The organism is Halanaerobium sehlinense, assembly GCF_055379485.1.
Window position 1 is genome coordinate 278,045 of record NZ_AP042442.1, and the last position, 25,589, is coordinate 303,633.

Below are 25,589 nucleotides of genomic sequence, written 5' to 3' on the forward strand. Positions count from 1 at the left end.
GTAGTATTTAACCTAGAATGAAAATATCTCCCCTCCTTTTTTTAGGGAGGGGAAGATTTATTTTTATGGAGTGATAAATATGAAAAGAAAACATAAAGAATCACTTACCTCACTTGCTATTTTATCACCATCAATAATTACACTTGCAGTTTTTGTTTATGGATTTATCAGCCGCAGTGTTCAAATTTCAATGCTTGACTGGGATACCTTTTCTAGTTTTATGAGAAAAGCTAAGGATTATGTAGGGCTGGAAAATTATTTAGGATTATTTGCTGAGTCTAGATTTCAAACTGATCTTTGGAATACTTTATATTTTACCCTCTTTTTTATTCTGGGCTGTTTGGCAATAGGTATTTTATTATCACTAATTTTAAATAATAAGCCAAAAGGCGGATATTTCTTTCAGAATCTTTATCTTTTCCCGATGGCAATTTCATTTGTAGTAACAGGTACAGTCTGGCGCTGGATTTTTGCTCCTGGCCGTCTCCCAGACAATCCCCGAGGAATAAACCTGCTTTTTGAACAGCTGGGTTTAGATGCTTTTCAGTGGGGATGGTTTACAAGCACCAGCAATTTTTTGGGCTTTAATGTAGCCTTAATAGCTGTTATTATAGCTGCTGTCTGGCAGTATTCTGGCTATACAATGGCCATGTGGTTAGCTGGTTTGAGAGGTATTGATCAGCAGCTGATTGAAGCAGCTAGGATTGATGGAGCTAGTAAATGGCAGGTCTTTACAAAAATACTGTTTCCTATTCAAAAGCCAATTACTCTTTCGGCGATTATTGTGCTGGCCCATGTATCACTTAAGGCCTTTGCTTTAATCTATGCAATGACAGGTAGTGGACCAAATAATGTAACAGATATACCTGCAGTTTATATGTTTGAGGCAACCTTTAGATCCAATCGTTATTCAACTGGTTCAGCAATTGCGATTGTGCTTCTAATGATGGTTGGACTGCTGATAATACCTTATTTGGTCAACAGCTTTAAGGAGGAGTAATCAATGGATGAAAAAATGACAACACGCGAAAAAGTAATGAGATATGCTATTTTAATTGCTTTTGCTATATTTTTTCTGATTCCAATGTATGTTCTACTTTCTACTAGTCTAAAAAGTTTTTCGGAAGTATCAATCAATACAATGTGGCAGCTTCCAGGAACTTTATCTTTTGATGGTTTTAGAGAGGCTTTTGCCAAGCTGGCACCAAATGTACTTAATAGTTTTTATCTTGTAATTCCGGCAACTCTGCTGTCTGCAATAATGGGCTCAATGAATGGCTATGTTTTATCACACTGGAAATTTAAAGGGTCAGATACTCTTTTTGCTTTAATATTATTTGGTATGTTTATTCCTTATCAGAGTGTTCTTTTCCCACTGGTACAGTTTATGCAGACAATAGGCCTTTATGGGTCGATACCTGGTTTGATTCTGGTTCATGTTGTTTATGGGCTGCCAATAACTACTTTAATGTTCAGAAACTATTATCAGGATGTACCGGATGCTTTAACTGAAGCAGCAAAAGTTGATGGAGCAAATATTTTTAGTATCTATCGCCATATCTTTTTTCCTATATCTATTCCTTCTTTTGTTGTTGTTTTTATCTGGCAGTTTACAAATATCTGGAATGAATTCTTATTTGCAGTTTCCTTGACTGATACTCAAAGCCAGCCAATTACAGTAGCTTTGACAAATCTGGCAGGAAGCCAGGTTGTAGAGTGGAATGTGCAGATGAGTGGTGCAATTATAACTGCACTGCCAACTCTTTTAGTTTATATTATTTTTGGTCGTTATTTTATTAAAGGTATGTTGGCTGGTTCTGTTAAAGGATAATTTAAACTGAAAATATTAAGATTAATTTTTGATATTCAATCCTAAAAAATAAAATCTAAAAATTAAATAACTTAAGGTATACTCAGTCTGAAAGATTAGGCTGGGTTTTATCTTTATTTTAAAAATCAAAGCCAAAATCTTTAAAGAGGATTTTGGCCTTTTTTCAAGAATTAAATATATTAAGCAATTAATTGAATTTGAATAATTTTAATTTAAAAATATTATTACAGGAGTGACTAATCAATGAAAAAAGTTAAATGGGGTATTCTAGGTTGTGCAAATATCGCCCGCAAGGCAGTGATCCCTGGAATTATAGGGGCAGATAATTCAGAATTAACTGCAGTTGCCAGCCGCAATCAGGAAAAAGCAGAGAAATTTGTAGAAGAATTTGGGGCAAAAAAATATTATAATGATTATGAAGATCTTTTAGCAGACCAGGAAGTAGAAGCTGTTTATATTCCGCTGCCAAATTCTTTACATAAAAAGTGGGTTATCAAAGCAGCAGAAGCTGGTAAACACATATTATGTGAAAAACCACTTTCCGGTAAAAATAAAAAAGAAGCAGAGAAAATGAATCAAGCAGCTGAGAAAAATAATGTTAAGCTAATGGAAGCTTTTATGTATCGTTTTCAGCCCTTTGTAGTTAAACTTAAAGAAATAATTGATGATGGTATAATTGGTGAAATAAAAGAAATCAAGGCGAGTTTTGCCTTTGATATTAGTGGACGAGGTAATGATATCCGAGCTAATGCTGAGCTTGATGGGGGTGCATTAAACGATATCGGATGTTATACTGTTAATATATCAAGGTATTTAATGGAAGCAAAGCCGACCAAAGTAGCTAATTTCTTTCAAAAGGAAAATCAAGCTGGAGTTGATTTAAGTGGTAGTGGGACTCTTTATTTTGAGGGAGGACGTTTTGCCAGTGTTTATTACAGCATCAATTCTCATTCTGAAAAAGATTTAGAAATTATAGGCAGTAGAGGAGTTATTAGAATTCCGGAATTTTTTGCCTGGAAAGAAGAAAACTATTTCTTGATTGAAAAAGAGGGAGAAATAGAAAAATTAGATGTAGAAACCAAAGCACAATATCAGCTGGAAGTTGAAGCCTTTGCAGAGGCGATTATAAACGATACGGAAGTTCCGCTAACGGTCAGAGATGAAAGTTTTGCTAATCTTGAAGTTATGGATGCTATGCGTAAATCGGCTGCCGAAGAAGTTATAGTAAAGCTTTAAAATGGTGGGATCTAATAATTGAATTGTATTGATAGGAGGGTGAATAGTGGAAGTTGAAAAAATTAATCAGGTTATAGAGAAATTATTAGTTTATGGAGAGATCAACAATTTACTGGGGGAATGGGACCGGGTTTCAGCGAGAAATCAAATCAGAGATATTTTAAAAATCAAAGGAAGTCCTGCTGAAGCAGTTACGGCAGAAGATTTTGAGCTTCCTCAAGATCCACAGCCATTATTAGACCAACTTTTAGATTTTGCTGCAGCAGAGAAGTTAATTAATGATAATGTTACTGAGAGAGATCTTTTAGACACGAGGATCATGGGGGCTATGATGCCGAGACAATCAGAAGTTGCACTCAGATTTTATAATACTAGTGAGGAGTTTGGTATTAAAAAGGCAACTGATGAATATTATAATTTAGCACAAGCCAGTAATTATATTCGCCAGGCAAGAGTTGCTCGGGATTTAAATTGGAAAGCAGAAAACGAATATGGCCAAATTGAAATTACAATTAATCTTTCCAAGCCGGAAAAAGATCCGGAAGAAATCGCAAAGGCCCGGGAAGAGGAGCAAAGTAATTATCCTAAATGCTATTTATGTTTAGAAAATGTAGGTTATTCTGGAAATTTAAATCATCCTGCTCGTCAAAATCACAGAGTTATCCCTTTGAAATTACAAAATGAAGATTGGTTTCTGCAGTATTCACCTTATGTTTACTATAATGAACACTGTATAGTTTTTCATAAAGAGCATATTCCAATGCAGATTGACAAAAACACATTTGCAGTATTACTTGATTTTATTGATCAGCTTCCACATTATTTTATTGGTTCAAATGCAGACTTACCACTTGTAGGGGGGTCTATTTTGAATCATGATCACTATCAGGGAGGAAGGCATATCTTTCCAATGGAGGAGGCAGAAGCAGAAGAATTCTATCAGCATCCAACCTTTCCCGATGTAGAAATCAGCCGGATTAAGTGGCCGATGTCAGTAATTAGATTGAAAGCTGATGTCAGAGAAGATATAATAAATCTTGCAGTTAAAATACTAGACAACTGGCGTCAATACTCTGACCCTGAGCTTGATATTCTTGCTTTTTCACAGGTTGAGGGCAGACAGAAGGCACATAATACTATTACTCCTATTGCTAGGAAAAAGAATGGAAGCTATGAATTAGATTTAGTTTTACGTAATAATCGTAAAAGCGAGTCTTATCCTGAAGGTATTTTTCATCCTCATCAGGAATTACATCATATAAAAAAAGAAAATATAGGTTTAATAGAAGTAATGGGAAGGGCGATTTTACCTGGACGCCTCAAGACTGAGTTGAATCTGATCTCCAAATATTTGAGCAGCCAAATAGTAATTGATGAATTAAAAGAGGCTGAAGGATTAGAAAAACATCTGCAGTGGATTTCAGAGCTTAAAAGAAAACATGGAATTAATTTAAGTCAAGAGGAAGCTGAAAAAGTTATTGAAGTTGAAATTGCAGATAAGTTTAGTCAGGTTTTGGAAGATGCGGGTGTTTACAAAAACAATTCTATCGGCTACCAGGGTTTTGAAAGATTTTTAGCTGCAGTTGGAATAGAAAAAGAGGAACTATAATTTAAGAAGGAAGTGGCAAGATATGAGTAAATTCAATCTGGATTCTATTGATTCTTATAGTTATGAACCATTAAGGAAACAGGTTTATAAGGTGTTGCGGGAAGCAATACTCAAGGGTGAACTGATGATTGGAGAAAAAATAACCGAAATGGAAATAGCGGAAGAACTTAGTGTCAGCAGAACTCCTGTACGAGAAGCCTTTAGAATGCTTGAACAGGAGGAATTAATAAATATTATTCCCCAGCAGGGAGTTTTTGTGGCGGGAATAGAGACTAAAAAAGAAATTGATGACATATTTTTACTGCGAACAGAACTTGAGGGACTGGCAGCTTATCTTGCTGCTAAAAAGATAGATGAAGAACAAAAAGTACTTTTGAAAGAATATACAGAAGAGCTGGAAGAATGTATAGCTAATGATGACCAACGAGGCTGTATTCGGGTAGATATTGCTTTTCACCGGATTATTAAAGAGGCTTCTAATAATAGGTGGTTGGAAAAGTTTTTAGATACACTTTTTGAACAGGCGACGAGATTTCGCCGCAGCAGTTTTTCCCGTCAGGGTCGAATGCAGGAATTTTTATCAGAACACATGGAGTTAGCAGAAGCAATAAATAGTGGAGATGCTGACAGAGCTAGAAAGTGTGCTGAAGACCATATTAGAGCAGCCTGGAACAGCATTTTAACTGTATTTGAAAAAGAAAATAATTAATAATTATAAATAAATCAAAATAATACTTTTGCTTACTAAAGGATTATGTTATAATAAATCTTAAGATATTTTTATCATTTCGCAGATTAAAAAAGTAGCGAGAAGATAGGATTTTAAATTAAAGGAGGAAAAATTCAAATGAAGAAAAGTTTAATAGTGATTTTAATTCTGTTGGCAGTAGCAACTTTTAGCACAGGTGTAATGGCTCAGCGCTATGTAGTGGGAACCAATGCAAGTTTTCCACCCTTTGAATATGTAGAAGATGGTGAAATTGTAGGTTTTGATATTGATTTAGTTAAAGAGATTGCTAAACTTCAGGGTTTTGAGGTGGAATTTAGAGATATTAGTTTTGACTCTTTAATTCCTGGTTTGGCATCAGGCAGTCTTGATATGGTTGCAGCTGGAATGACAATTACTGAAGCTAGAAAAGAAGTTGTAGCTTTTTCTGATCCTTATTATTCTGCCAATCAGTCAGTTTTAGTTCACCAGGATTCAGAAGAAGATTTAACTGTTCTGTTTGGTGATAATGATATTGGTGTTCAAACTGGAACTACTGGAGATACCTGGGTTCGAGATAAGTTGATTGAACGTGATATCTTAACTGGTGAGATCAGAAACTATGATTCATATGTTTTTGTAATTAGAGATCTTGCAAATAAAAATATTGATGCAGCTGTTTTAGATAAGCCGGTAGCAGAAACTTATAGTAAAAATAACCCTGTTGATGTAGTTGCAGAAGTAATAACAGGTGAAGAATATGGTATTGCAGTATCTAAAAATAATGCAGCTTTACAGGAAAAAGTTAATGCAGGACTTGCAAAAGTAATAGAAAATGGTACAATGGATGAATTAATTGAAAAATATTTTGAATAAAATATACAGGCTTTTCCTCGCTAGATCCTATTCGGGCTTCTGTGAGGAAAGCCTTTTAACTTTTTATTCTAGTTAATAGACTAATTCTAGAAATCATAAATTTTACTTTTAAGGGTTTAATGAATATAATATTAATTGAGCTTTTTAAAGTTAGATTATATGATAAAGTTTTATCAAAACCAAATTTAGGAAGGATATATTATGGATAAACTAGAACTAATACAGGAAGCGTTACCATATTTATTAGAAGGAACCTGGATCACAGTTCAATTAAGTTTTTGGAGTCTTTTAATTGGTATAGTGGTTGGCCTTCCAATTGCCTTTGCTCAGGTTTATGGAAATAAAGTGCTTAAGGGCGTTGTTGCTGTTTATGAAAGATTGGCCAGAAGTATACCACTTTTAGTTATGCTTTTACTTTTAAACTATGGACTGCCAATGTTGGGGCTGAGAATTCCAGTTTTTAGAGCTGCAGTGCTTGGGATTGGACTTAGATCAGCAGCCTATCAGTCTCAAATTTATAGAGGAGCTATTCAATCAGTTGGTGGTTCACAAATGAAAGCTGCTCAATCAATCGGAATGAGTAAAATGCGGGCCTTTTTTCATATTATAGCACCACAGGCAATTAGAATTGCAATTCCGCCGGTTGCTAATGAATCAGCAATAGTGCTGAAAGATACTTCACTTGCTTTTACAATAGGGGTTGTTGAACTTTTGCGGCAGGGAGAGTATTTTATTGCAACTTCAAATGAGCCAATGGTTATCTACTTAACTATTGCAGCAATTTATTTTATTTTAACTACTATAGTCAATGGAGGACTATCCCTTTTTGAGAAGAAATATCAGATTCCAGGGATAGGTATTGAAGGAGGACATTCAGATGCCTACTAAGCATTTATTAAGAATAGAAGATTTACATCATAGTTTTGAAAATGAAGAAGTTTTAAAAGGGATTTCATTTTCTATTGATAAAGGGGAAACTAAGGTTATTGTTGGCCCAAGTGGGACAGGTAAAAGTACAATTTTAAATAATATTATTCGTCTTGTACCACCGAAAAAAGGTAAAATTTATTTGGAAGATACTGAAATTACTTCAAGTAAAAAGATAAATGAAATTAGACAGCAAATTGGCTTTGTTTTTCAGGATTTTGGATTGTTTAATCATCTTACTGCTAAAGGAAATGTGATGATTGGATTAACTAAAGTCAAAAAGATGAATAAAAAAGAAGCAGAAGAACTGGCCCTTTTTGAACTTGATAGAGTTGGATTAAAAGACTATGCTGATTCATATCCTTCCCAATTATCTGGAGGACAAAAACAGCGAGTTGGAATTGCCAGGGCACTTGCTATGCAGCCAAAATTAATTTTATTTGATGAGCCAACTTCAGCTCTGGACCCAGAATTGACTGGAGAGGTACTTAAAGTTATGCGGAATTTGGCAGAAGAAGGAATGACAATGCTGGTTGTTACCCATGAGATGGGTTTTGCCCGCAGTGTTGCTGATGAATTAATTTTTATGGAAGGTGGAAATATTGTTGAGCAGGGGGATCCTGAAAAGCTGTTTACCAATCCAGAACATAAACGGACCAGAGAATTTCTTTTCCAGTTGACTAATTTATACGGTGAGGGTGAAAACTAATGCTAGATATTTTTATGGAATATTACCCTTTGTTTTTAAGAGGATTGGGTGTTACTGTTTTTGTAACAATAATTTCCTGTTTTTCAGGAACCGTGCTGGGAACTTTGTTGGCTTTAGGTAAAATTTATGGGAACAAATTTGTATCAGCTTTGGTGAGGACTTTTATTTCCATAATTAGAGGTACTCCACTTCTAGTTCAGTTATTTATAATATATTACGGTTTACCATCTTATGGAATCAGATTAGCTCCAATTACAGCAGCAATTATCAGTTTTATTATTAATAGTGGAGCATATCAGGCTGAATATCTGAGGGGATCAATTCAGTCAATTAGCGGCAGTCAGTTAAAGGCTGCTCAATCAATTGGGATGACAAAATGGCAGGGAATAAGGTATATTATCTTACCTCAGGCATTAAGAAGAGTTATTCCATCCTGGACAAATGAATTTATCTATATGATTAAGTATTCTTCTTTGGCTTATGTTATTGGGGCCAAAGAATTAATGACAGAAGGAAAGTTAATTGCCAGCCGTAACTATCAATTTTTTAATGTTTATTTTGTAGTTGCTTTAATATATTTAGCGGTGATCATTCTTTTTGTTTATTTATTTAATAGAATCGAGAAAAAGGTTACGATACCTTAAAACATAGACATATTGAGATCTACAAATTATTGTAATCTTAAATTCAAAGTGCTATAATTGAATAAAGGAAATATATGTAATCTAAATCTACCATTAATTCTAGTTTATGGAAACTACTAAGAGTAGGGTGGTGAAAGTTTTGGATCAAAAGCTTTTGGATGCGATGAGAGATATTATCGTTACTGAAACTAAAAAAATTGTAAAGGAAGAAACTAAGAAAATAGTTCAAGAGGAGACTAAGAAGATAGTTCAATCTGAAACAAGAAAAATTGTGCAGGAAGAAACTAAAAAGATAATTCAGTCTGAAACAAGAAAAATTGTTCAGGAAGAAACTGCAAAATTGAGTACTCAGGTTGAAGAAAACACTCAGATTCTCCGAGCGCTGGAGTCAAATAAAGATATTCAGAATGCTCGGATGGATAGGATGGAACATGATTTGGCTCAATTACTCGGCAGCAGCAAAAAAATCGACGACCTGGAAAATAGGTACATTCACCACAGTCATCAACTAGTCATTGAAACAAATGAAGCGGTGGAAAAGGATGCAGGTTAAATATAATTAGAATATTTTTAATAAAGGCAGTTTCCAGTCAGGGGCTGTCTTTTTATGATAGAATCCAGATTAATTTCCATAAATTGCTTCGGTAAACGGTGGCTGCACAAAAAGAAAGGAGAATTTAAATGAAAATTTATACTAAAAGTGGAGACAAGGGTAAAACTAGTCTTTTTGATAATTCCAGAATTGCTAAAGACTCTCTCAGAGTTGAAAGTTATGGAACTATAGATGAACTCAACTCTTCTCTTGGATTTGCTAAAAACTTTGTTGAAGATGACGAAGCATATAATATTATTCGTACAGTTCAGCGCCAGCTATTTAATTTGGCAGGAGAACTGGCAACTCCTGAATGGGAAAGCTTTCCTGAAAAAATAACAGCAGCAGATGTTGAGTTTTTAGAAAAGAAAATAGATTACTATCTGGCTCAGATGAATAAAAAAGAAAAATCTATGTTTATTATCCCGGGAAGTTCAAAAGCGAGTGGAGCACTACATCAGGCTAGAACTATCTGTAGACGGGCAGAGCGCAGAATTACTGCTCTTGCAGGAGAAGCAGATATTAGTCAGGATTTACAAAAATATATTAATCGTCTATCAGATTTAATTTATTCACTGGCCCGTTTTTCAGAAACTAAACTTGATTATGTGGAGTTCAAAAAGAAATGAGAATTTTAGTTGATGGAGATGGCTGTCCAGTTATTTCTATAATTACTAAGCTTGCTGCCCAGGAAAACTTAGAATTAATTGTCTATACGGATCTTAATCATCAGCATGAGCTTGATTATGGAACTTTAAAAGTGGTAGACCAGGGATTTCAATCTGTGGATATGATCCTTTGTAATAATATTGAACCAGGAGATATTGTAATTACCTCTGATTATGGATTAGCAGCTTTAGCTTTAAGCAGAAAAGCAGAAGTTCTAGGTTTTTCAGGTAGGAGGTTCAGTAATCAAAATATAGAAAGATTATTGACAAAAAGACACCGTCAATTTAAAGAAAGGAAAAGAACAGGGCGTCATACAAGTCATAAAAAAAGAACAGCAGCTGATGACCAAAGGTTTAAAAAGGCACTGCAGAAATTATTAAATTCATAAACAAACTATGGCTTTATTATAAGTTTTTTTATTTTAAATTATAAAAAACCTCGAAGAAGGTGATCTGATGGATAAACAGAAAAAGACAATTTATGCCTGGGCACTCTATGACTGGGCTAACTCCGCCTTCGCAACAGTAATACTGGCAGCAGTACTGCCAATATTTTATAAAGATGTGGCTGGGGTTAATCTTCCTGGTAATCTAGCAACTTCCTACTGGGGCTATACTCAGACTATTGCTATGATAATTATTGCTGCTATTTCGCCAATCCTGGGAGCTGCTGCTGATTACTCTGACTCTAAAAAGTCTTTTCTCAAATTTTTTGTGATTTTAGGTGTTACAGGAACCGCACTTTTATTCTTTGTTAATGAAGGAAATTATCTTTTGGCTTCATTATTTTTTGTTATCGCTAATATTGGTTTTTCGGGTGGAAATGTGTTTTATGACGGGTTTTTAACAGATATCAGTGATTCAAAATCTATTGATTACATTTCAAGTCTGGGTTATGCAGCCGGTTATTTAGGAGGCGGTCTGCTTTTAGCAATAAATCTTTTAATGATTTCTAAACCGTCTTTATTTGGGATCAACTCTACCACTACAGCTATTCAGATCTCATTTGTTACAGTTGCTGTTTGGTGGTTTGCTTTTTCATTACCTGCTTTTAAATATTTACCTGATCCTCAAAAAAGAGTTGAGAAAATTCCATTAGATAAATATACTAAAATGGCATTTAGTCGCCTGAAATCTACTTTTATTAATGTTCGAAAATACAGAGAATTATGGAAGTTTTTACTTGCTTTTTGGCTTTATAATGATGGTATTGGAACAATTATTAGAATGGCAGCAATTTACGGTAGGGAAGTTGGCATTAGTCAAACTGATTTAATTGGTGCATTACTTTTAACTCAGTTTGTGGGAATTCCATTTGCACTGCTTTTTGCTAAAATTGCGGGCAGAATTACTGCTAAAAAAGGAATCTATCTGGCTCTTACTGTTTATATTGGAATTACGTTGTATGGTTATTTTTTGAACTCAGCTATAGACTTTTGGATATTAGCTGGCATTGTAGGTATGGTTCAGGGGGGAGCGCAAGCATTAAGCCGCTCTTTATATGGAGCTATGGTGCCGGAGTCTAAATCAGCTGAGTTTTTTGGTTTTTTTGGAGTATCCAGTAAATTTGCAGCTATAATTGGACCAACTGTTTTTGCTTATACTGGACAGCTTACTGGATCCAGCCGTTATGGAATTCTTGCTATAGCTGCTTTCTTTATTTTAGGAATATTTTTTCTAAGCCGAGTTGATGTTGAAAAAGGTAAAATAGAAGCCAAAAGTTAATTTATAGTAAAGATGATGATATAGTTGAGATATTTAATTTATAAAATATCGCTATATAAATTTAATTCTAAAAGAGGGGGAAGGAAAATGCCTGATTTTTGGACTCATCTTATTGCGGGAGAAGAAATTACAGCAGGAATTAAAGACAAAGAGATACGGACACTTTTAAATAATAATTATCAGCTGTTTAATTACGGCTGTCAGGGAGCAGATTTTTTCTTTTATAAAGATTTTTGGCCATGGAAGAAGTCTGAGATTGGTTCTAAAAAGGGAGAACAAATTCATTCACTCAGCGGTAAAGAATTATTTAAAGAACTTTTGTTAGCTTATAAAAAAGAAGAAATTTATGCCCAATCTAAATTGACTGATTCAGATTTTAAAAAGAATAATCTTGTTTATCTACTAGGTTTTATTTCTCATTATGCACTTGATCGAGAATGTCATCCTTTTATTATTAAAAATGGTGGTAGAGATAAAAAGCATAAATTAATTGAGGCCAGTATTGATATTTATATTATGAAAGAGAAGTGGAATCAGAGTCCGTCTGCCAAAAATCCTCTGCTTTTTTATCAACTCCAGGAAAAACACTTTGCAAATCTTAATTATTTTTATCAGCTAATTTTTGCTAGCATTATTAAAGAAAAGTTAAAAGAAGATTTAATCAAAGAATCCTATCAAGATTTGAGGAAATATCACAAACTATTTTCAACAAATGTTTCTAAAAAATATTATCTGTTTAAATTTTTGAATATATTCACCAGCCAAGATTTAAGCAATCACTGCTATGCTTTAAATGAGAAGGTAGAGGTCTGGCCTGTAGAAAATTATAAACAGTTTGAAAAACACTTTAATAGAGGTATAAAGTCTGCTCAAAAATTAATTGAGCAAACTTTAAGCTATTTCAAAAACGGAACATCATTAACTGAGATTATCAATTTATTTGGTGAAAAAAATTTTTTAGGAGAAGTCTAAGTAGATTTTTATTATTTTAAACAAATTTAATTTTTTTCGACAGGAAGGTCAGTTCTGCTGCTCCATCCAACCCAGGATTCATCATATAATTTTAAATTTTGATACCCGAGCAGTCTTAATGTGAAAAATGTATGAGCTGCGCTTACACCAGTATGTGAAAGAATTACTATAGTTTCTTTATCTTTGGTAATCCCTTTTTCTGTAAGTATTCTATCAATTTCTGCAGCAGATTTAAAGTTATAATCTTTGGTTAAAAACACATCCGATTTTAGATGAATAGAGTTTGGGATTCTTCCTTTGCGTGGAGCCCCCGAATCAGTTTCAGTACCTAAAAATTCTGCTTCAGATCTTGTATCTAAAATAATAAAATTTTGATTATTGAGGTTCTCTGCTATCGTATCCGAATTAATTATCCATTGGTTGAGGACATCACTAACTACGAAATTACCTTTTTGAGGTTTATGAGGGAGCATTTTCTTTTCAAAGCCCTCCTTTTCCCATGCATCATAACCGCCTTCTAAAATCATTATGTTTTTATGGTTATAAACTTGAAACACCCACCATAGTCTGGCAGCCCAAATGCTATTATTATCATCATAAACAATGATTTCAGAATCATTATTAATTCCTTTTTCCTGAGCAACTGCTGCAAATGCACCTGGCTTAGCAATTAAGCCTTGAACCCAACCTTCTGGATCAGAGAAATCATTGTCCCACATATTAACCGCCTGTGGTAAATGACCCAGCAAATATTTAGCGCTATTTCTGACATCAATTATTTTTAGGTTTTCTTGTCCATCTGTTATCATTTGGTTTAGTTCTGTTACCGATATCATAAATTCTTTATTTTTAAAATCAGATTCAGCTGCAGCGGTAAATGTTATTAAAAGAAGAATAATAAAAAAAGTAGAAAATAAAATATTTAAAGATTTATTGTAATTACTCATTTCAGGACCTCCTTGAGGTGGTTACTTTCTTTCATATTTTATTATATACCTTAGTGAGATAATTTTCATCTATTTAAGGATTTTAATTAGAAAAAATTTCAAAGGCAGGATTTTTGTAATTTTTGTTGAAATTAATATAAGAGTGAGTAGAAAATTGACTGTTAGGAGGATAATATGAAAAAAGTAATCTTAGATTGCGATAATACAATTGGGTTAGAGGAAAAAGATGTTGATGATGGTCTGGCATTCTTATTTTTATTAGGCCGCGAAGACATTGATTTAATGGCTGTTACCAGTGTTTTTGGAAATAGTACTTTAGAAGATACTTATAGCACTACAGAAAAGATGTTAAGTGACTTTAAGTTAAAGGATAAAATAAAGCATTTTAGAGGTGCTGTTGAAGCCGGTGATTATGATACTGAAGCGGCTGAATATTTAGCGAAAACTGCAGCAGAAAACAAAAATGAAATTACTTTAATTGCTATTGGACCTCTTTCTAATCTGTATGCCGCCTGGAAGATAGACAATAACTTTTTTGGAAATTTAAAAGAAATAATTATTATGGGTGGGGTTACTGAGCCTCTACAGTTTGGTGATGAGACTATTGATGAGCTTAATTTCAGCTGTGATCCAGAAGCTGCTGAAAAGGTTTTAAAGGCTGAGGTTCCTGTTGCATTAATGTCAGGTAACCTATGTCTAGCAGCTCGTTTTGGTGAAAAGTCATGGAGAAGAGTTAACAGGTCTAAAAATAAAGCAGTTAGAGCTTATATTAAAGATAAAATTAATCATTGGTATGAATATTCTTCTGAAATGATTGGATTAACAGGTTTTTATATGTGGGATGTTGTTGCTGTGGTATATATGACAGCTCCTGAAATTTTTCCATATAATAAAAGAAAATTCTTTTCCAGTGTTGAAGAGTTAAAAACTGGAGAGATTAAAACAGATAAAGCAGATGGCAGGCTGCAGGACGCTGGAATTATTAATTTACCTTCGACTATACTTGATACCAAAAGATTTAAGGATATTGTATTTGCAGCCTGGGATAAAATAGATATTACACCGGAAGGGTATGAAGATGCTGAATAAAGATGAGCTTCAAGATTTGTTTTATATACAACATCAGCTGACAGACGATCTTTTAACTGATGCCGGGCTTAGAACCTTTGCTTCAGTTCTAAATAAAAATTTAGGTACAGATGTATATATATATGATAGATTTCAGGATGATATAATTTATGCAGATCCAAAAATAAAAAGAGACAGTCAATTTAAGGATTATATAAAAGAAAGAGAATTAATACGTAAGGATACAGCTTTTAAATGCTGTCGAGTCGAAATTTTTGAATATCAGTACCAGTGGCAGGGTAAAGAATATAAAGAACTTCAACTTGATATGGGTAAAGAAGATAAAGTAGGGATTTTAACTGTTATTAACTACCAAGATTTAGGTGAATATGAATACAGAATATTAATTGTTGTTGCTAATTCGCTTGCTGTTAAGCTTCATCAGAATGAACTTGTTTCTGAGCTGGCTCAGAAATGCAGCAGTGAACTAATTGAAGACATATTAAAAAACAGGATTGAGGACAAATCTGAGATTATTCAAAGAGCAGAATTAGCAAATTGGGATTTAAATTTGAATTATCAGCTGTATTTATTTTCTATTAATCCGGAAAAAAATCTATCTACAGATGATGCATATTATTTTTATGAAATTAAGGAAAGAGTTATGCAGAAACTTCATTCTGTATTAAAAAAAGAGGTAGCACGAAAATATATTTTGTTTTCTTATGATAGAAATATTGTGCTGTTAATTAATTATGAGACAGAAGCTGAGGTTAATAATGATGATATTGAGCTTGTAAAAAAAGAGCTTGATAAAAAGATAGACAAATTCTATTTTAATATTGGAGCAGGCACTTATGTTAAAGAAGTCTCTCAGATATCTGAAAGTTATCAGCAGGCCTCATATGTACTTGATTTCTTAAAAGCAACTGAAAGAAAAAATGTAATTTATCGGTATAATCAACTTGGAATAATGCGTCTTTTGTGGAAGCTGAACCAGGATGAGCTGAAGGAATTTACCATAGAATATTTAGCAAAACTAATAGAATATGATAAAGGTAACAGTACAGAATGGTTGGATACCCTTGGCGTTTATTTAGAAGAAGGAGGTAGTATTCAGCAGGCAGCTAAACGATTGTTCATTCATCCGAATACTATGAGTTATCGAGTTAAAAGAATTAAAGAAATTTTAGGAATCGATTTACAGGATCAAGAAGTACAGCTTAATCTTCTTGCTGCCTATAAAATTTGTAAATATATTTTAGAAGATGATCTAGATATTTAATTATCTAGATTTTCTTTAAGAAACTTTGTTAACATGTTATCAAATGGAGGTTTTATTATGACTATTATCATTGACTGCATCGGTGATCCCTGTCCTTTACCCTTAATAAAAGCTGAAAAAAAGTTAAGAAAACTTCAGTTTGGTGATCAGTTGTGTGTAGAGATTGACCATAATTGTGCTTTAAATGCTGTTCCAGAATGGGGCAGGAAGAAAGGATATCAGGTAGAAGTGGAAGAGACACCTTATTTAGAATGGAAAATATATATCAAAAAGATCCAAAAAAAACAGCAAAAAGAAGAAGTTGTGCTTAAAGAACAAAAAGAATAGATAAAATTTGTTTGTGAATCTAAAGACAAAACTCCTATACAATTATATAATATTGATAGTTGCTAAAAATATCACAAAGTTTATATATTTTTTGTTTTAAAATTTGAGAGGGGGTCACTTTTTTGTTTTCAGAAAAGTTACTTGAAAAAATTAATGAAGTTATTGAAGATTGTATGGGAGATGCACCTGCTTATTGTTCCGCGACCTGTCCATTACATATAGACCCAAAGACTTATATCAATGAGATAAAAGAGGGTAAATATGAACAGGCAATTGAAACTATTAGAGAGAACACAATTTTTCCAGGGGTTTTAGGTAGAGTTTGTGCTCATCCCTGTGAGGAAGAGTGTAAGAGAAATGAGTTAGAATCAGCTTTATCTATAAAAAACTTGAAGCGTTTTGCTGCTGATTATGATGACCCAGTAAAATGGGATTTATCTAAAGAAAGTCCAACAGGCAAAAAGATTGCCGTTGTTGGTGCTGGACCTGCAGGAGCCACAGCTGCTTTTGAATTGGCTAAAAAAGGTCATGAAGTTGTTGTTTACGAAGCTTTACCTGAAGTAGGAGGAATGCTGAGAGTTGGTATACCTTCATATAGATTACCAGTTGATGTAATTGATGAAGAATACAGCATTCTAGAAAAGCTTGGTGTTGAAACTAAATTAAATACTAAAGTAGGAGAAGATGTTTCTTTTGCTGAGTTAGAAAATAATTATGATTCTGTATTTATTGCTGCAGGAGCACATAAGAGTATTATGCTTCCGCTAGAAGGATCAGATTTGGATGGTATTTTACCAGGAACCGATATTTTACGCAAAGCTGGCTTGGGTCAGGATGTTGAAATCGGCAAAAAAGTTGTAGTTGTCGGTGGTGGTAATGTTGCCATGGATGTTGCACGGACAGTTTGGAGGCTCGGAGCAGAAGATATTCATATTGTCTGTCTGGAGTCTAAGGACGAGATGCCTGCTCACAGCTGGGAAGTTGAAGATGCAATTGAAGAAGGAATCAATGTTCACTGCAGCTGGGGTCCTATGCGTTTCGAAGGCAGCAATGGTAAATTAGAGCAGATAAGAGTAAAAAAATGTGATAGAGTTTTTGATGCTGAAGGTAATTTCAATCCTTGTTATGATGAAGATAACAACATGGTGCTTGAAGCTGATAATGTAATTATGGCAATTGGTCAGAGTGCTGAAACTGATTTTGTTTCAGAAGAAAAAGTTAATAAGTCTAGAGGAAACAAAATCAAGGTTGATCCTGTAACTTTACAGACTCAAAAAGATAATATATTTGCAGGAGGAGATGTTGCAGGACGTCCGCTGCTTGCTGTAGAAGCAATGGCACATGGACGTAAGGCAGCAATTTCAATTGACCGTTTTCTTAAAGGTGAAGATCTTTATGAAAATCGTGAACAGGAAGGACCTTTTGAAACCTGGCTTGAAACTGAAATAGAAGAAGATGAGCCGAAAAGAGAAAGAGTTGGCATGAGAATGATGCCAATTGAGGATAGAAAGGGTAATTTTGATGAGGTAGAATTAGGATTTTCTGAAGAGCAGGCTTTAGAAGAAGCTGAAAGATGTCTAACCTGTGAATGTAAATTGTGTGTTAAAGAGTGTGAATTTCTGGATGAATACACAGAACATCCAAAAGAAATGCTTCAGGAAATTTTAGATGCACCTTATGGCAGCATTGATATCCCTTATTACTGTAATTTATGTGAAACCTGTACAGTTCACTGTCCGAAGGACTTTGAATTAGCAGATATATTCTTAGAAATAAGAAGAGATTACTATCAGGATGGAGAAGGACCGTTAAAGGATCATAATCCAATAACTAAATTCCATCAGCCGCTTGGTAAATCAGGAATGTTTACTCTGACTAAAAAAGATCCAGCTGTTGAAAAAACAGAGAGATTATTTTTCCCTGGCTGTAGTTTATCTTCTTATTCACCGGAAGTTGTAACAAATACTTATAAGTATTTAAAAGATGTTATGCCGGGAACTGGATTTTTATTAAGATGCTGTGCAGCTCCAACAAATATGTTGGGTGAAACAGACAAATTCGAAAAAATGATTGATGAATTAGTTGCAGAAATTGAAAAAACAGGTGCGAAAGAGTTAATCACAGCCTGTGCAGACTGTACTCATAACCTGATGAATGCACTACCAGATGACATCGAAGTTAGAACACTTTATAGTGTTATTGCAGAACACGGAATTCCTGAAGATAGAAAAAATGTTGCTGCAGGTAAAGTGATGTCAATTCACGATTCCTGTACTGGAAGACATTTTACAGATTTACATGATCAGGTGCGTGAAATAGCTGCTGATTTAGGTTTAGAAATTCAGGAACTAGAGCATATTCGTGAAAATACCCGCTGCTGTGGTTTTGGAGGTATGGTTGTCCCTGCAAATCCTGATTTAGCAACTAATATAATGAAACGCAGAGCCAGTGAGACTGATAAAGAGATGATAACTTACTGTGCTGCCTGTCGTGAATCAATGACTATGGTCGATAAACCTGCTTATCACTTATTGGAGTTCATTTTCTCTGACCAGTGGAAAGAAGGGGCAAATGGAAATGATAATCCACTTAAGCAGTGGTTCAACCGCTGGCAGACCAAAAGAAAAGTATCCAAGGTTAAATAAAAAATCTACTAACTATGGTTAAATTAGTGGATAATTATTAAAAATATATATTTAATTAAACTGAAGGATGCCTTTAAACAGGCATCTTTCTATTATGAAAGGTAAAGTTCAGCAAATTTTAAAAATTATCAGGAGGATAATAATGAAAAAAATAATAGTAATGTTAGTTGCGGGTCTTTTAATTTTTTCTTTACCAGCTGCTGCAGCAGAAATTTTAGAAAAAAGTTGGGATGAAATTTTAAATGAAGCAGAGGGCGAAACAGTTAATTTTTATATGTATGGTGGAGATAGAAGAACTAATAACTGGGTAGATACCTTTGTTGCCGAAAATCTCAAGGAGAAATATAATATACATCTACATCGTGTTCCGATGGGTCCTGATGACTATTTAAATAAACTTTTAGGCGAAAAACAAATTGGGAGAAAAACTGGAAGTATTGATTTACTCTGGATTAATGGAGAAAACTTTAAAATAGCAAAAGAAAATGAACTGCTTTTTGGACCCTTTGTTAATAAACTGCCTAACTTTAACAGGTATATTGATAAAGATTCTGAAAGTGTGACTCATGATTTTGGTTATCCAACTGAAGGTTATGAAGCTCCATATGGTAAAGCTCAATTTACTTTCATCTATGATTCAGCAAAAACTGAAGCTCCAGTTGACTTTGAGGCTCTAACTAAGTGGATTAAAAATAATCCAGGTAAATTTACTTATGCAGCTCTACCTGATTTTACAAGTTCTGCTTTTGTTAGACATGTTATTTATAATACCTGTGGAGGTTATGAACAATTTTATGATATGAAAGAATCTGATTTTAAGGAAACAATTCAGCCAGCTGTGGAGTATTTAAAAGAGATTGAGCCTTATCTCTGGCGAGAAGGAGAAAGCTATCCTGCAACTCAGGCTCAGCTGGATAATTTATATGCAGATGGTGAAGTTTGGATGACAATGGGATATCATCCAACTAAAGCTGCTGGAGAAATTGAAAAGGGGAACTTCCCGGAAAGTTCTCGTTCTTTTGTTCTTGAAGAAGGAACGATTTCTAATACCCACTTTTTGGCGATTCCATTCAATGCACCTCAGAAAGAAGCTGCTCTGGTAACTGCTAACTTTCTTTTGAGTTTTGAAGCCCAGTATGATAAAATGATTCCTGCCAATTGGGGAGATTTTACAGTATTAGATACAGAAAAATTAAGTGAAGAACAGAAAAATAAATTTGAAAATCTTGATTTAGGAGAAGCTACACTTCCAATTGAAGAGCTTGAAGCACATCGAGTGCCAGAGATTCCTGCAAAATGGGTTCCAATCATTGAGGAAATTTGGTCTGAAGAAGTTGCTCGTTAAATTTAGTCTTATTTAGGAAGGATAATTATGTTCAAATTCCGTTTTAACAAATGGTATCCATATTTATTATTAAGTCCGGCTTTAATAGTTCTTTTGCTATTATTTCTGGGAGGGGTTATTTTGGGCCTCTCTCAGAGCCTGGGCTATTTTCCTGTTTTAGGTTTGGAAGATCTCACATTAAAATATTATCTGGAAGTTTGGAGCAGTAGAGAATTTCTCCACTCTTTAGCTTTTAGTTTATTTATTTCATTTGTGTCAGCGATTTTAACAACAGTAATTGGAGTTTTTTTTGCTTATCAGCTTTTAAAAATGAAAAATGAAAATAAGGTAATTAACTTTTTGTATAAACTGCCGATAATTGTTCCTCATATTATTGCTTCGTTGATGATTTTTTTGATTTTAACTCAGAGCGGAATCCTTTCACGTTTTGCTTATCACCTGGGAATGATCGATGAAATAGCACAGTTTCCGAGACTTGTTTTTGATAAAAATGGTTTTGGCATAATTGCGGCCTATCTGTGGAAGCAGATACCATTCGTTGTTTTAATGGTTTATACAGTTCTAAAACAAATCAATGGCTCTTTTGAGGCAGCTGCTAAAAATCTTGGAGCTTCAGATTCACAGGTGTTTAGAGAAATTTATTTACCGCTGACAGCCCCAAGTATAGCTTCAGCTTTTATTATTATTTTTGCTTTTTCACTTGGTTCATTTGAAATCCCATATTTGCTGGGACCAACTTACCCTCAAACACTATCCGTTTTAGCTTATAAAAATTACATCAGTCTGGATTTAACGCAAAGACCATACACAATGGTAATTGCAATGTCACTGACCATGATTACTGTTATTTTAATTATTATTTATCGTAAAATACTATCATTAATCAGCCGCTATCATATAGATTAGGTAGGAGAGATAATATGTTTGAAAGAGAAATTTATAGAAAAATTTTAATATATGCCTTAACTTTTTTATTTGCTTTTCCTTTACTAATCTTAATTCTTTGGGCTTTTTCTGGTCAGTGGCCCTGGCCAAACTTATTTGCAGAGAGTTTTACTTTAGAAGGCTGGAGATATTTTATTGATCCAGCAAACGGGGCTTTAGAATCACTGGCAACTTCTGTGATTATAGGTGCTGCAGTTACCTTTATCACTCTTGCTATAAGCATCCCAGCAGGTAAGGCAATGGGGCTGTATAACTTTCCAGGCAAAGGTGCAGTAAAAATTTTAGTTTTAGCTCCCTTAATTGTTCCTCCCTTAGCCGTTACAATGGGGATTCATATTAATTTTATGCTATTGGGTTTGGCAGATAAACTAATTGGAGTAATTCTTGTTCACTTAATTCCAACTTTACCCTATTCGATTAGGATAATGACTCATACCTTTGAAGGATTAGGTGATAAATTTGAAGCTCAGGCGAGAGTGTTAGGTGCGGGTCCTATTCAGCGTTTTATACACGTTACTCTACCTTTAATATCACCAGGCCTTTTTTCAGCTGGTATTTTAGTTTTTATAATTTCTTTTAGTCAGTACTTACTTACATTTTTAATTGGTGGTGGCCGAATTATAACCTTTACTATGCTTTTGTTTCCATTAGTTAATAGTGGTGACAGAATGTTGGCAGCAGTTTACAGTCTTGTTTTTATTGTTTCAGCCTTAATATTTACCCTATTGATGGAAAGAGTTTTAGTTAATCCTGAACAAAAAACAGATCATTTTTATATTTAAGGAGCCATGATATGTCAAGAATTACTATTAGTAATTTAAGCAAAAAATTTGATCAAAAAGATGTATTAAATAATTTGAATTTAGAAGTGGAATCAGAAGAAATGGTAGCGCTTTTAGGCCCTTCAGGCTGTGGAAAAACAACGACTTTGAAATTGATTTCTGGTCTTTTAGCAGCTGATGAAGGTGATATTAAGTTAGACGGAAAATCTGTAATAGATCTTCCAACAGAAAAAAGAGGGGCTGTTTTAGTGTTTCAGGAAAATCTTCTTTTTCCCCATTTAAATATTGAAGATAATATAGCTTTTGGTTTGAAAATGGCAGGTGTAGATAGAAAAATAAGAGAAGAAAGAGTAGAAGAACTTTTAGAACTTGTAAATCTTTCTGGACACCAAAAACGAATGCCCAATGAATTATCAGGTGGACAGCAGCAGAGGATTGCACTGGCTAGAGCCTTAGCCATTAACCCTAAGGTGCTGCTTTTAGATGAGCCAATATCAAATCTTGATGCCAATTTGCGGGAAGAGATGAGGGAACTGATTCGTAAAATTCACGAGGAAGAGAATATGACTACAATTTTTGTTACCCATGATCGGGAAGAAGCTTTACTTGTAGCAGATAGAATTGCAGTTATGAAAGATGGAAACCTGGAGCAGATTGGTACACCAGAAGAATTGTACCGAAGTCCTGTCAATAAATATGTTGCGGACTTCTTTGGTCAGGCAAATTATATTAGTGGCTGTAAAATAAAAGATAAATTCTATCCTGACTGCCAGGATAATATTCAAGAAGATAAAAATAAAGCTGAAAAGAAGCTGGTGATGATCAGACCAGAATTTTTACACTTAAGTAAAAAAGAGGATTCGGAATCAGATTTAATGGTTTTAAAGGCCAAAATAATTAAAAGAAGTTATGCAGGTGAAAGAATTTATTATAAGGTAGAAGCCAAGAAATTAAAAAAATCATTAAGAGTGATTGATTATAACTTAAGCAATTATCAAGCGGGAGAAGAAGTTTTTTTGCATATTCCACTTGATAAAGCAGCTTATTTAGAGGAATGATTATCAATAAGGCCCTTTTGGGCCTTTCTTTGTTTGATAACAACAAAAAAATATGATTTTTTTATTCTTTACCCCTGATGACAATGTGATATATTTAACTATATAATTGTATTGTGAAATATAAAACATTATTAAATCACGGGAGGGAATTATTTTGTTAAAAAGTAAAAGGAACAGTTTGTTAATTGCATCACTAGTTGTAGTTATGATTCTTAGTTTTTCCCTGATGGCGGCAGCAGAATTTGTACCAATTGAGGATAGAGGTTATGCTAATCCTGATGTTTTAATTAGTGCAGCTGAATTATCAGAAATAATGGACAGAGAAGATGTTAAGATTGTAGATTTCCGTAATATGGCTATGTATATGACAGGTCATATTCCTGGAGCAACAAATGTTTGGCGTTCTGACCAGGAAAATCCAGATGCTGAATTTGGCGGTATGAGAGCAAATCCAGAACAGATGGCTGCAATGCTTAGTGAAAAAGGAATTGCAGAAGATGATTTAGTTGTTATTTATGATGCAAAGGGTGACTATGATGCATCTAGAATGTGGTGGATTTTAACCATGTATGGGCATGATAAAGTTAGACTGCTTGATGGTGGTTTAGAAAGATGGAAGGCTTTAGATATGGACACAAGTGTTTTCCCAAGTAGTTATGACGAAACTAATTACAGTTTTGATGAGTCTGAATTTGACTTCTCAATGTTAGCAACCACAGAAGACGTTCAAGAAGCAATTGATAATGATAATGCTTTAATTTTAGATACAAGATCTGAAGAGGAACATACTGGAGAACAGCTAAAAAGTGGTGCTGAAAGAAAAGGTTGTATTCCTGGTAGTGTTTGGATTGAGTGGACTGAAGCGTTAAATGATGATTTAACATTTAAATCAGCTGCAGAGTTGAGAGAAGTTTATGGTGAAGCAATTGAGGGTAAAGAAGTTATAGTTCCTTATTGTCAGTCAGCTGTTAGATCTTCACATACTACATTTGTTTTAACCCAGTTATTAGGTGTAGATGCAAAAGTTCAAAACTATGATGGTTCCTGGATTGAGTGGAGTGCTACAGAAGAATTAGAAGTAGAAAATGGTGAGTAAGACATATCAATAAATAAATAGAGGTTAAAAAATATTGATCACTTTAAGAGATTATTTAAGGGAGAGGGCAACCTCTCTCTTTTTTTAACTTAGAAAAGCAAAGTTATTTTATGATTTAGTAAAATTATGCTATAATAGAAACAAGTTTTATTTATTTGAAAGGCGGAAAATTAAAATTATGGAATTTGAATTGGCAGTTATTATTCCCACCCTAAATGAAGAGAAAAATATTGGGAGTCTTATTGACTTTATAGATCAAGAAGATGTGCAAACAGAAGTAATTATTTCAGATGCTGACAGCACTGATAATACTAGAGAAATAGCTGCAGCAAAAGGGGCAGAGGTAGTTAATTCTAAAAAAGCAAGTCGCGGTTTGCAGCTGAATAGGGGTGCTGAAACAGCATCTGCACCAATTTTATTATTTTTGCATGCCGATTCCACTTTAGAAAAAGGCTCTTTATCAGCTTTGGTTAAAGCAATGGCGAAGCAGGAAGAAAAAATTGGTGGTTGTTTTACTTTAAAAATTAAATCAGAACACCCTCTTTTGAAGTTTATCAGCTGGTCGTCTAATCTTAGAGCTAAATATCTAAATTTAATTTTTGGTGACCAGGGTATTTTTATAAAAAATGATTACTTTCAGCATTTAGGAGGATTTCCAGAAATAGAATTGATGGAAGACTGGGAGTTCTCAAAAAAAATGACAAATGCTGGATCACTAATTTTCTTAGATAAAAAAATTTACACTTCAGCCAGGCGTTGGGAAGAAGCTGGGGTTTTAAAAACAATTCTTTTAATGCATAAAATAAAATTATTATATAAATTGGGATATAGTCCTCAAAAACTTAAAAAAATATACCGTGATGCTCGTTAGTCAATTTATAATAGGAGGAGATTATTTTGCAGGCTGCAGTAATATTAATGAGTAGAGCACCGATCCCCGGCAAAACAAAGACAAGGCTTGAAAGTCATTTAAAAAAAGAAGAATGTGCTGAACTGCATAAAGCATTTTTAAAAGATATTAATACTAAATTTTTAAATCTAAAAAAAGAAAACAATAGAATTGATCTATATTTAAGTTTTACTCCTGGCAAAGAGGAAACTTCGTTTGCGGGGTTTATCAGCAGTGATTTTACTCGAATTCCACAAACTGGCTCTGATTTAGGAGAAAAAATGTATAACGCTCTGAATGATGCGTATCAGCTAAGTGATTTGCCTGTAATTATTATTGGTTCTGATCTTCCACTATTGGATATTGAAATTTTCACTGAGGCTTTTGCAGGTTTAAAAGAGCGAGATTTGGTGATCGGACCATCAGCTGATGGTGGCTATTATCTGATTGGAATGAAAAAACCTCAAAAATTTCTTTTTAACTCTGGAAACTGGGGTAATAGCAATGTTCTCCAGCAAACAATTAAAGAAGCAAGCAGACACAATTTAAAAATTCATTTTTTGCCGGAGGCTTCAGATATTGATACTTTTAAGGAATTACTGCAGCTGAGATCTGAACTGATTAAGCGTGAAGTTAATTTAAATTATCCTAAAAATACTAAGGCTGTAATTGAAAAAATATTTAATTATGAATAAATGGAGGCGAAT

Annotated in this window: 26 protein-coding genes; 25 read left to right on the forward strand and 1 reads right to left on the reverse strand. The window is 34.0% G+C overall.

What is annotated here, in order from left to right; all coding sequences use genetic code 11:
- Positions 1 to 79 precede the first annotated feature (79 nt).
- The 14 genes from ACZ446_RS01280 to ACZ446_RS01345 all read left to right on the forward strand — a co-directional run bounded on the left by ACZ446_RS01280 (position 80) and on the right by ACZ446_RS01345 (position 12,495).
- Complete coding sequence (locus ACZ446_RS01280; RefSeq protein ID WP_464393364.1) at positions 80 to 1,000, forward strand: carbohydrate ABC transporter permease; 921 nt, start codon at positions 80 to 82, stop codon at positions 998 to 1,000.
- Positions 1,001 to 1,015: 15 nt separating this feature from the next.
- The gene (locus ACZ446_RS01285; RefSeq protein ID WP_464394361.1) at positions 1,016 to 1,831 is read left to right on the forward strand and encodes a carbohydrate ABC transporter permease; all 816 of its coding nucleotides are present in this window, start codon (positions 1,016 to 1,018) and stop codon (positions 1,829 to 1,831) included.
- 243 nt (positions 1,832 to 2,074) lie between these two features.
- On the forward strand, positions 2,075 to 3,067 hold the full coding sequence (locus tag ACZ446_RS01290) for a Gfo/Idh/MocA family protein (protein WP_464393365.1): 993 nt from the start codon (positions 2,075 to 2,077) through the stop codon (positions 3,065 to 3,067).
- A gap of 46 nt (positions 3,068 to 3,113) precedes the next feature.
- Positions 3,114 to 4,676 (forward strand): UDP-glucose--hexose-1-phosphate uridylyltransferase, encoded by a 1,563-nt coding sequence (locus ACZ446_RS01295; protein WP_464393366.1) that lies wholly within the window; start codon positions 3,114 to 3,116, stop codon positions 4,674 to 4,676.
- 22 nt (positions 4,677 to 4,698) lie between these two features.
- Entirely contained in the window at positions 4,699 to 5,385 is a 687-nt protein-coding gene (locus tag ACZ446_RS01300) for a GntR family transcriptional regulator (RefSeq protein ID WP_464393367.1), read from the forward strand.
- A 138-nt stretch (positions 5,386 to 5,523) separates the two neighbouring features.
- Positions 5,524 to 6,258 (forward strand): basic amino acid ABC transporter substrate-binding protein, encoded by a 735-nt coding sequence (locus ACZ446_RS01305; RefSeq protein WP_464393368.1) that lies wholly within the window; start codon positions 5,524 to 5,526, stop codon positions 6,256 to 6,258.
- Positions 6,259 to 6,459: 201 nt separating this feature from the next.
- Entirely contained in the window at positions 6,460 to 7,146 is a 687-nt protein-coding gene (locus ACZ446_RS01310; RefSeq protein ID WP_464393369.1) for an amino acid ABC transporter permease, read from the forward strand.
- Positions 7,136 to 7,894: an amino acid ABC transporter ATP-binding protein gene (locus ACZ446_RS01315; protein WP_464393370.1), complete on the forward strand. Its 759-nt coding sequence runs from the start codon at positions 7,136 to 7,138 to the stop codon at positions 7,892 to 7,894. Before ACZ446_RS01310 ends, ACZ446_RS01315 begins: the two co-directional genes overlap by 11 nt.
- Positions 7,894 to 8,538, forward strand: coding sequence for an amino acid ABC transporter permease (locus ACZ446_RS01320; protein WP_464393371.1), 645 nt, complete (start codon positions 7,894 to 7,896; stop codon positions 8,536 to 8,538). Before ACZ446_RS01315 ends, ACZ446_RS01320 begins: the two co-directional genes overlap by 1 nt.
- Positions 8,539 to 8,677: 139 nt before the next feature.
- Entirely contained in the window at positions 8,678 to 9,091 is a 414-nt protein-coding gene (locus ACZ446_RS01325; RefSeq protein ID WP_464393372.1) for a hypothetical protein, read from the forward strand.
- 128 nt (positions 9,092 to 9,219) lie between these two features.
- Positions 9,220 to 9,759, forward strand: coding sequence for a cob(I)yrinic acid a,c-diamide adenosyltransferase (locus ACZ446_RS01330; protein WP_464393373.1), 540 nt, complete (start codon positions 9,220 to 9,222; stop codon positions 9,757 to 9,759).
- On the forward strand, positions 9,756 to 10,187 hold the full coding sequence (locus ACZ446_RS01335) for a YaiI/YqxD family protein (protein WP_464393374.1): 432 nt from the start codon (positions 9,756 to 9,758) through the stop codon (positions 10,185 to 10,187). Before ACZ446_RS01330 ends, ACZ446_RS01335 begins: the two co-directional genes overlap by 4 nt.
- A gap of 67 nt (positions 10,188 to 10,254) precedes the next feature.
- Entirely contained in the window at positions 10,255 to 11,523 is a 1,269-nt protein-coding gene (locus ACZ446_RS01340) for an MFS transporter (RefSeq protein WP_464393375.1), read from the forward strand.
- Between the two features lie 87 nt (positions 11,524 to 11,610).
- Entirely contained in the window at positions 11,611 to 12,495 is an 885-nt protein-coding gene (locus ACZ446_RS01345) for a zinc dependent phospholipase C family protein (protein ID WP_464393376.1), read from the forward strand.
- 26 nt (positions 12,496 to 12,521) lie between these two features.
- Here ACZ446_RS01345 and ACZ446_RS01350 read toward each other — a convergent pair whose 3' ends face one another.
- Positions 12,522 to 13,442 carry a sulfurtransferase gene (locus tag ACZ446_RS01350; RefSeq protein WP_464393377.1) on the reverse strand — a complete coding sequence of 307 codons (921 nt, stop codon included), beginning with the start codon at positions 13,440 to 13,442 and terminating at the stop codon, positions 12,522 to 12,524.
- A 174-nt stretch (positions 13,443 to 13,616) separates the two neighbouring features.
- On the opposite strand from ACZ446_RS01350, the gene ACZ446_RS01355 reads away from it, so the two are divergent.
- The 11 genes from ACZ446_RS01355 to ACZ446_RS01405 all read left to right on the forward strand — a co-directional run bounded on the left by ACZ446_RS01355 (position 13,617) and on the right by ACZ446_RS01405 (position 25,577).
- Positions 13,617 to 14,531 (forward strand): nucleoside hydrolase, encoded by a 915-nt coding sequence (locus tag ACZ446_RS01355; protein WP_464393378.1) that lies wholly within the window; start codon positions 13,617 to 13,619, stop codon positions 14,529 to 14,531.
- A complete protein-coding gene (locus ACZ446_RS01360; protein WP_464393379.1) occupies positions 14,521 to 15,795 on the forward strand; it encodes a PucR family transcriptional regulator in 1,275 nt (424 codons plus the stop codon). Before ACZ446_RS01355 ends, ACZ446_RS01360 begins: the two co-directional genes overlap by 11 nt.
- 57 nt (positions 15,796 to 15,852) lie before the next feature.
- Positions 15,853 to 16,122, forward strand: a complete 270-nt coding sequence (locus tag ACZ446_RS01365; protein WP_464393380.1) for a sulfurtransferase TusA family protein — start codon at positions 15,853 to 15,855, stop codon at positions 16,120 to 16,122.
- 122 nt (positions 16,123 to 16,244) lie between these two features.
- Positions 16,245 to 18,767 (forward strand): FAD-dependent oxidoreductase, encoded by a 2,523-nt coding sequence (locus ACZ446_RS01370; RefSeq protein WP_464393381.1) that lies wholly within the window; start codon positions 16,245 to 16,247, stop codon positions 18,765 to 18,767.
- A gap of 142 nt (positions 18,768 to 18,909) precedes the next feature.
- Positions 18,910 to 20,112 (forward strand): ABC transporter substrate-binding protein, encoded by a 1,203-nt coding sequence (locus ACZ446_RS01375; RefSeq protein WP_464393382.1) that lies wholly within the window; start codon positions 18,910 to 18,912, stop codon positions 20,110 to 20,112.
- Between the two features lie 27 nt (positions 20,113 to 20,139).
- Positions 20,140 to 21,018, forward strand: coding sequence for an ABC transporter permease (locus ACZ446_RS01380; RefSeq protein WP_464393383.1), 879 nt, complete (start codon positions 20,140 to 20,142; stop codon positions 21,016 to 21,018).
- A gap of 14 nt (positions 21,019 to 21,032) precedes the next feature.
- The gene (locus ACZ446_RS01385; protein ID WP_464393384.1) at positions 21,033 to 21,839 is read left to right on the forward strand and encodes an ABC transporter permease; all 807 of its coding nucleotides are present in this window, start codon (positions 21,033 to 21,035) and stop codon (positions 21,837 to 21,839) included.
- Between the two features lie 11 nt (positions 21,840 to 21,850).
- Positions 21,851 to 22,897 carry an ABC transporter ATP-binding protein gene (locus ACZ446_RS01390; RefSeq protein WP_464393385.1) on the forward strand — a complete coding sequence of 349 codons (1,047 nt, stop codon included), beginning with the start codon at positions 21,851 to 21,853 and terminating at the stop codon, positions 22,895 to 22,897.
- A 154-nt stretch (positions 22,898 to 23,051) separates the two neighbouring features.
- Complete coding sequence (locus ACZ446_RS01395; RefSeq protein WP_464393386.1) at positions 23,052 to 23,993, forward strand: sulfurtransferase; 942 nt, start codon at positions 23,052 to 23,054, stop codon at positions 23,991 to 23,993.
- Positions 23,994 to 24,171: 178 nt separating this feature from the next.
- The gene (locus tag ACZ446_RS01400) at positions 24,172 to 24,864 is read left to right on the forward strand and encodes a TIGR04283 family arsenosugar biosynthesis glycosyltransferase (RefSeq protein ID WP_464393387.1); all 693 of its coding nucleotides are present in this window, start codon (positions 24,172 to 24,174) and stop codon (positions 24,862 to 24,864) included.
- A 47-nt stretch (positions 24,865 to 24,911) separates the two neighbouring features.
- The gene (locus ACZ446_RS01405; protein WP_464393388.1) at positions 24,912 to 25,577 is read left to right on the forward strand and encodes a TIGR04282 family arsenosugar biosynthesis glycosyltransferase; all 666 of its coding nucleotides are present in this window, start codon (positions 24,912 to 24,914) and stop codon (positions 25,575 to 25,577) included.
- Positions 25,578 to 25,589: the final 12 nt, after the last annotated feature.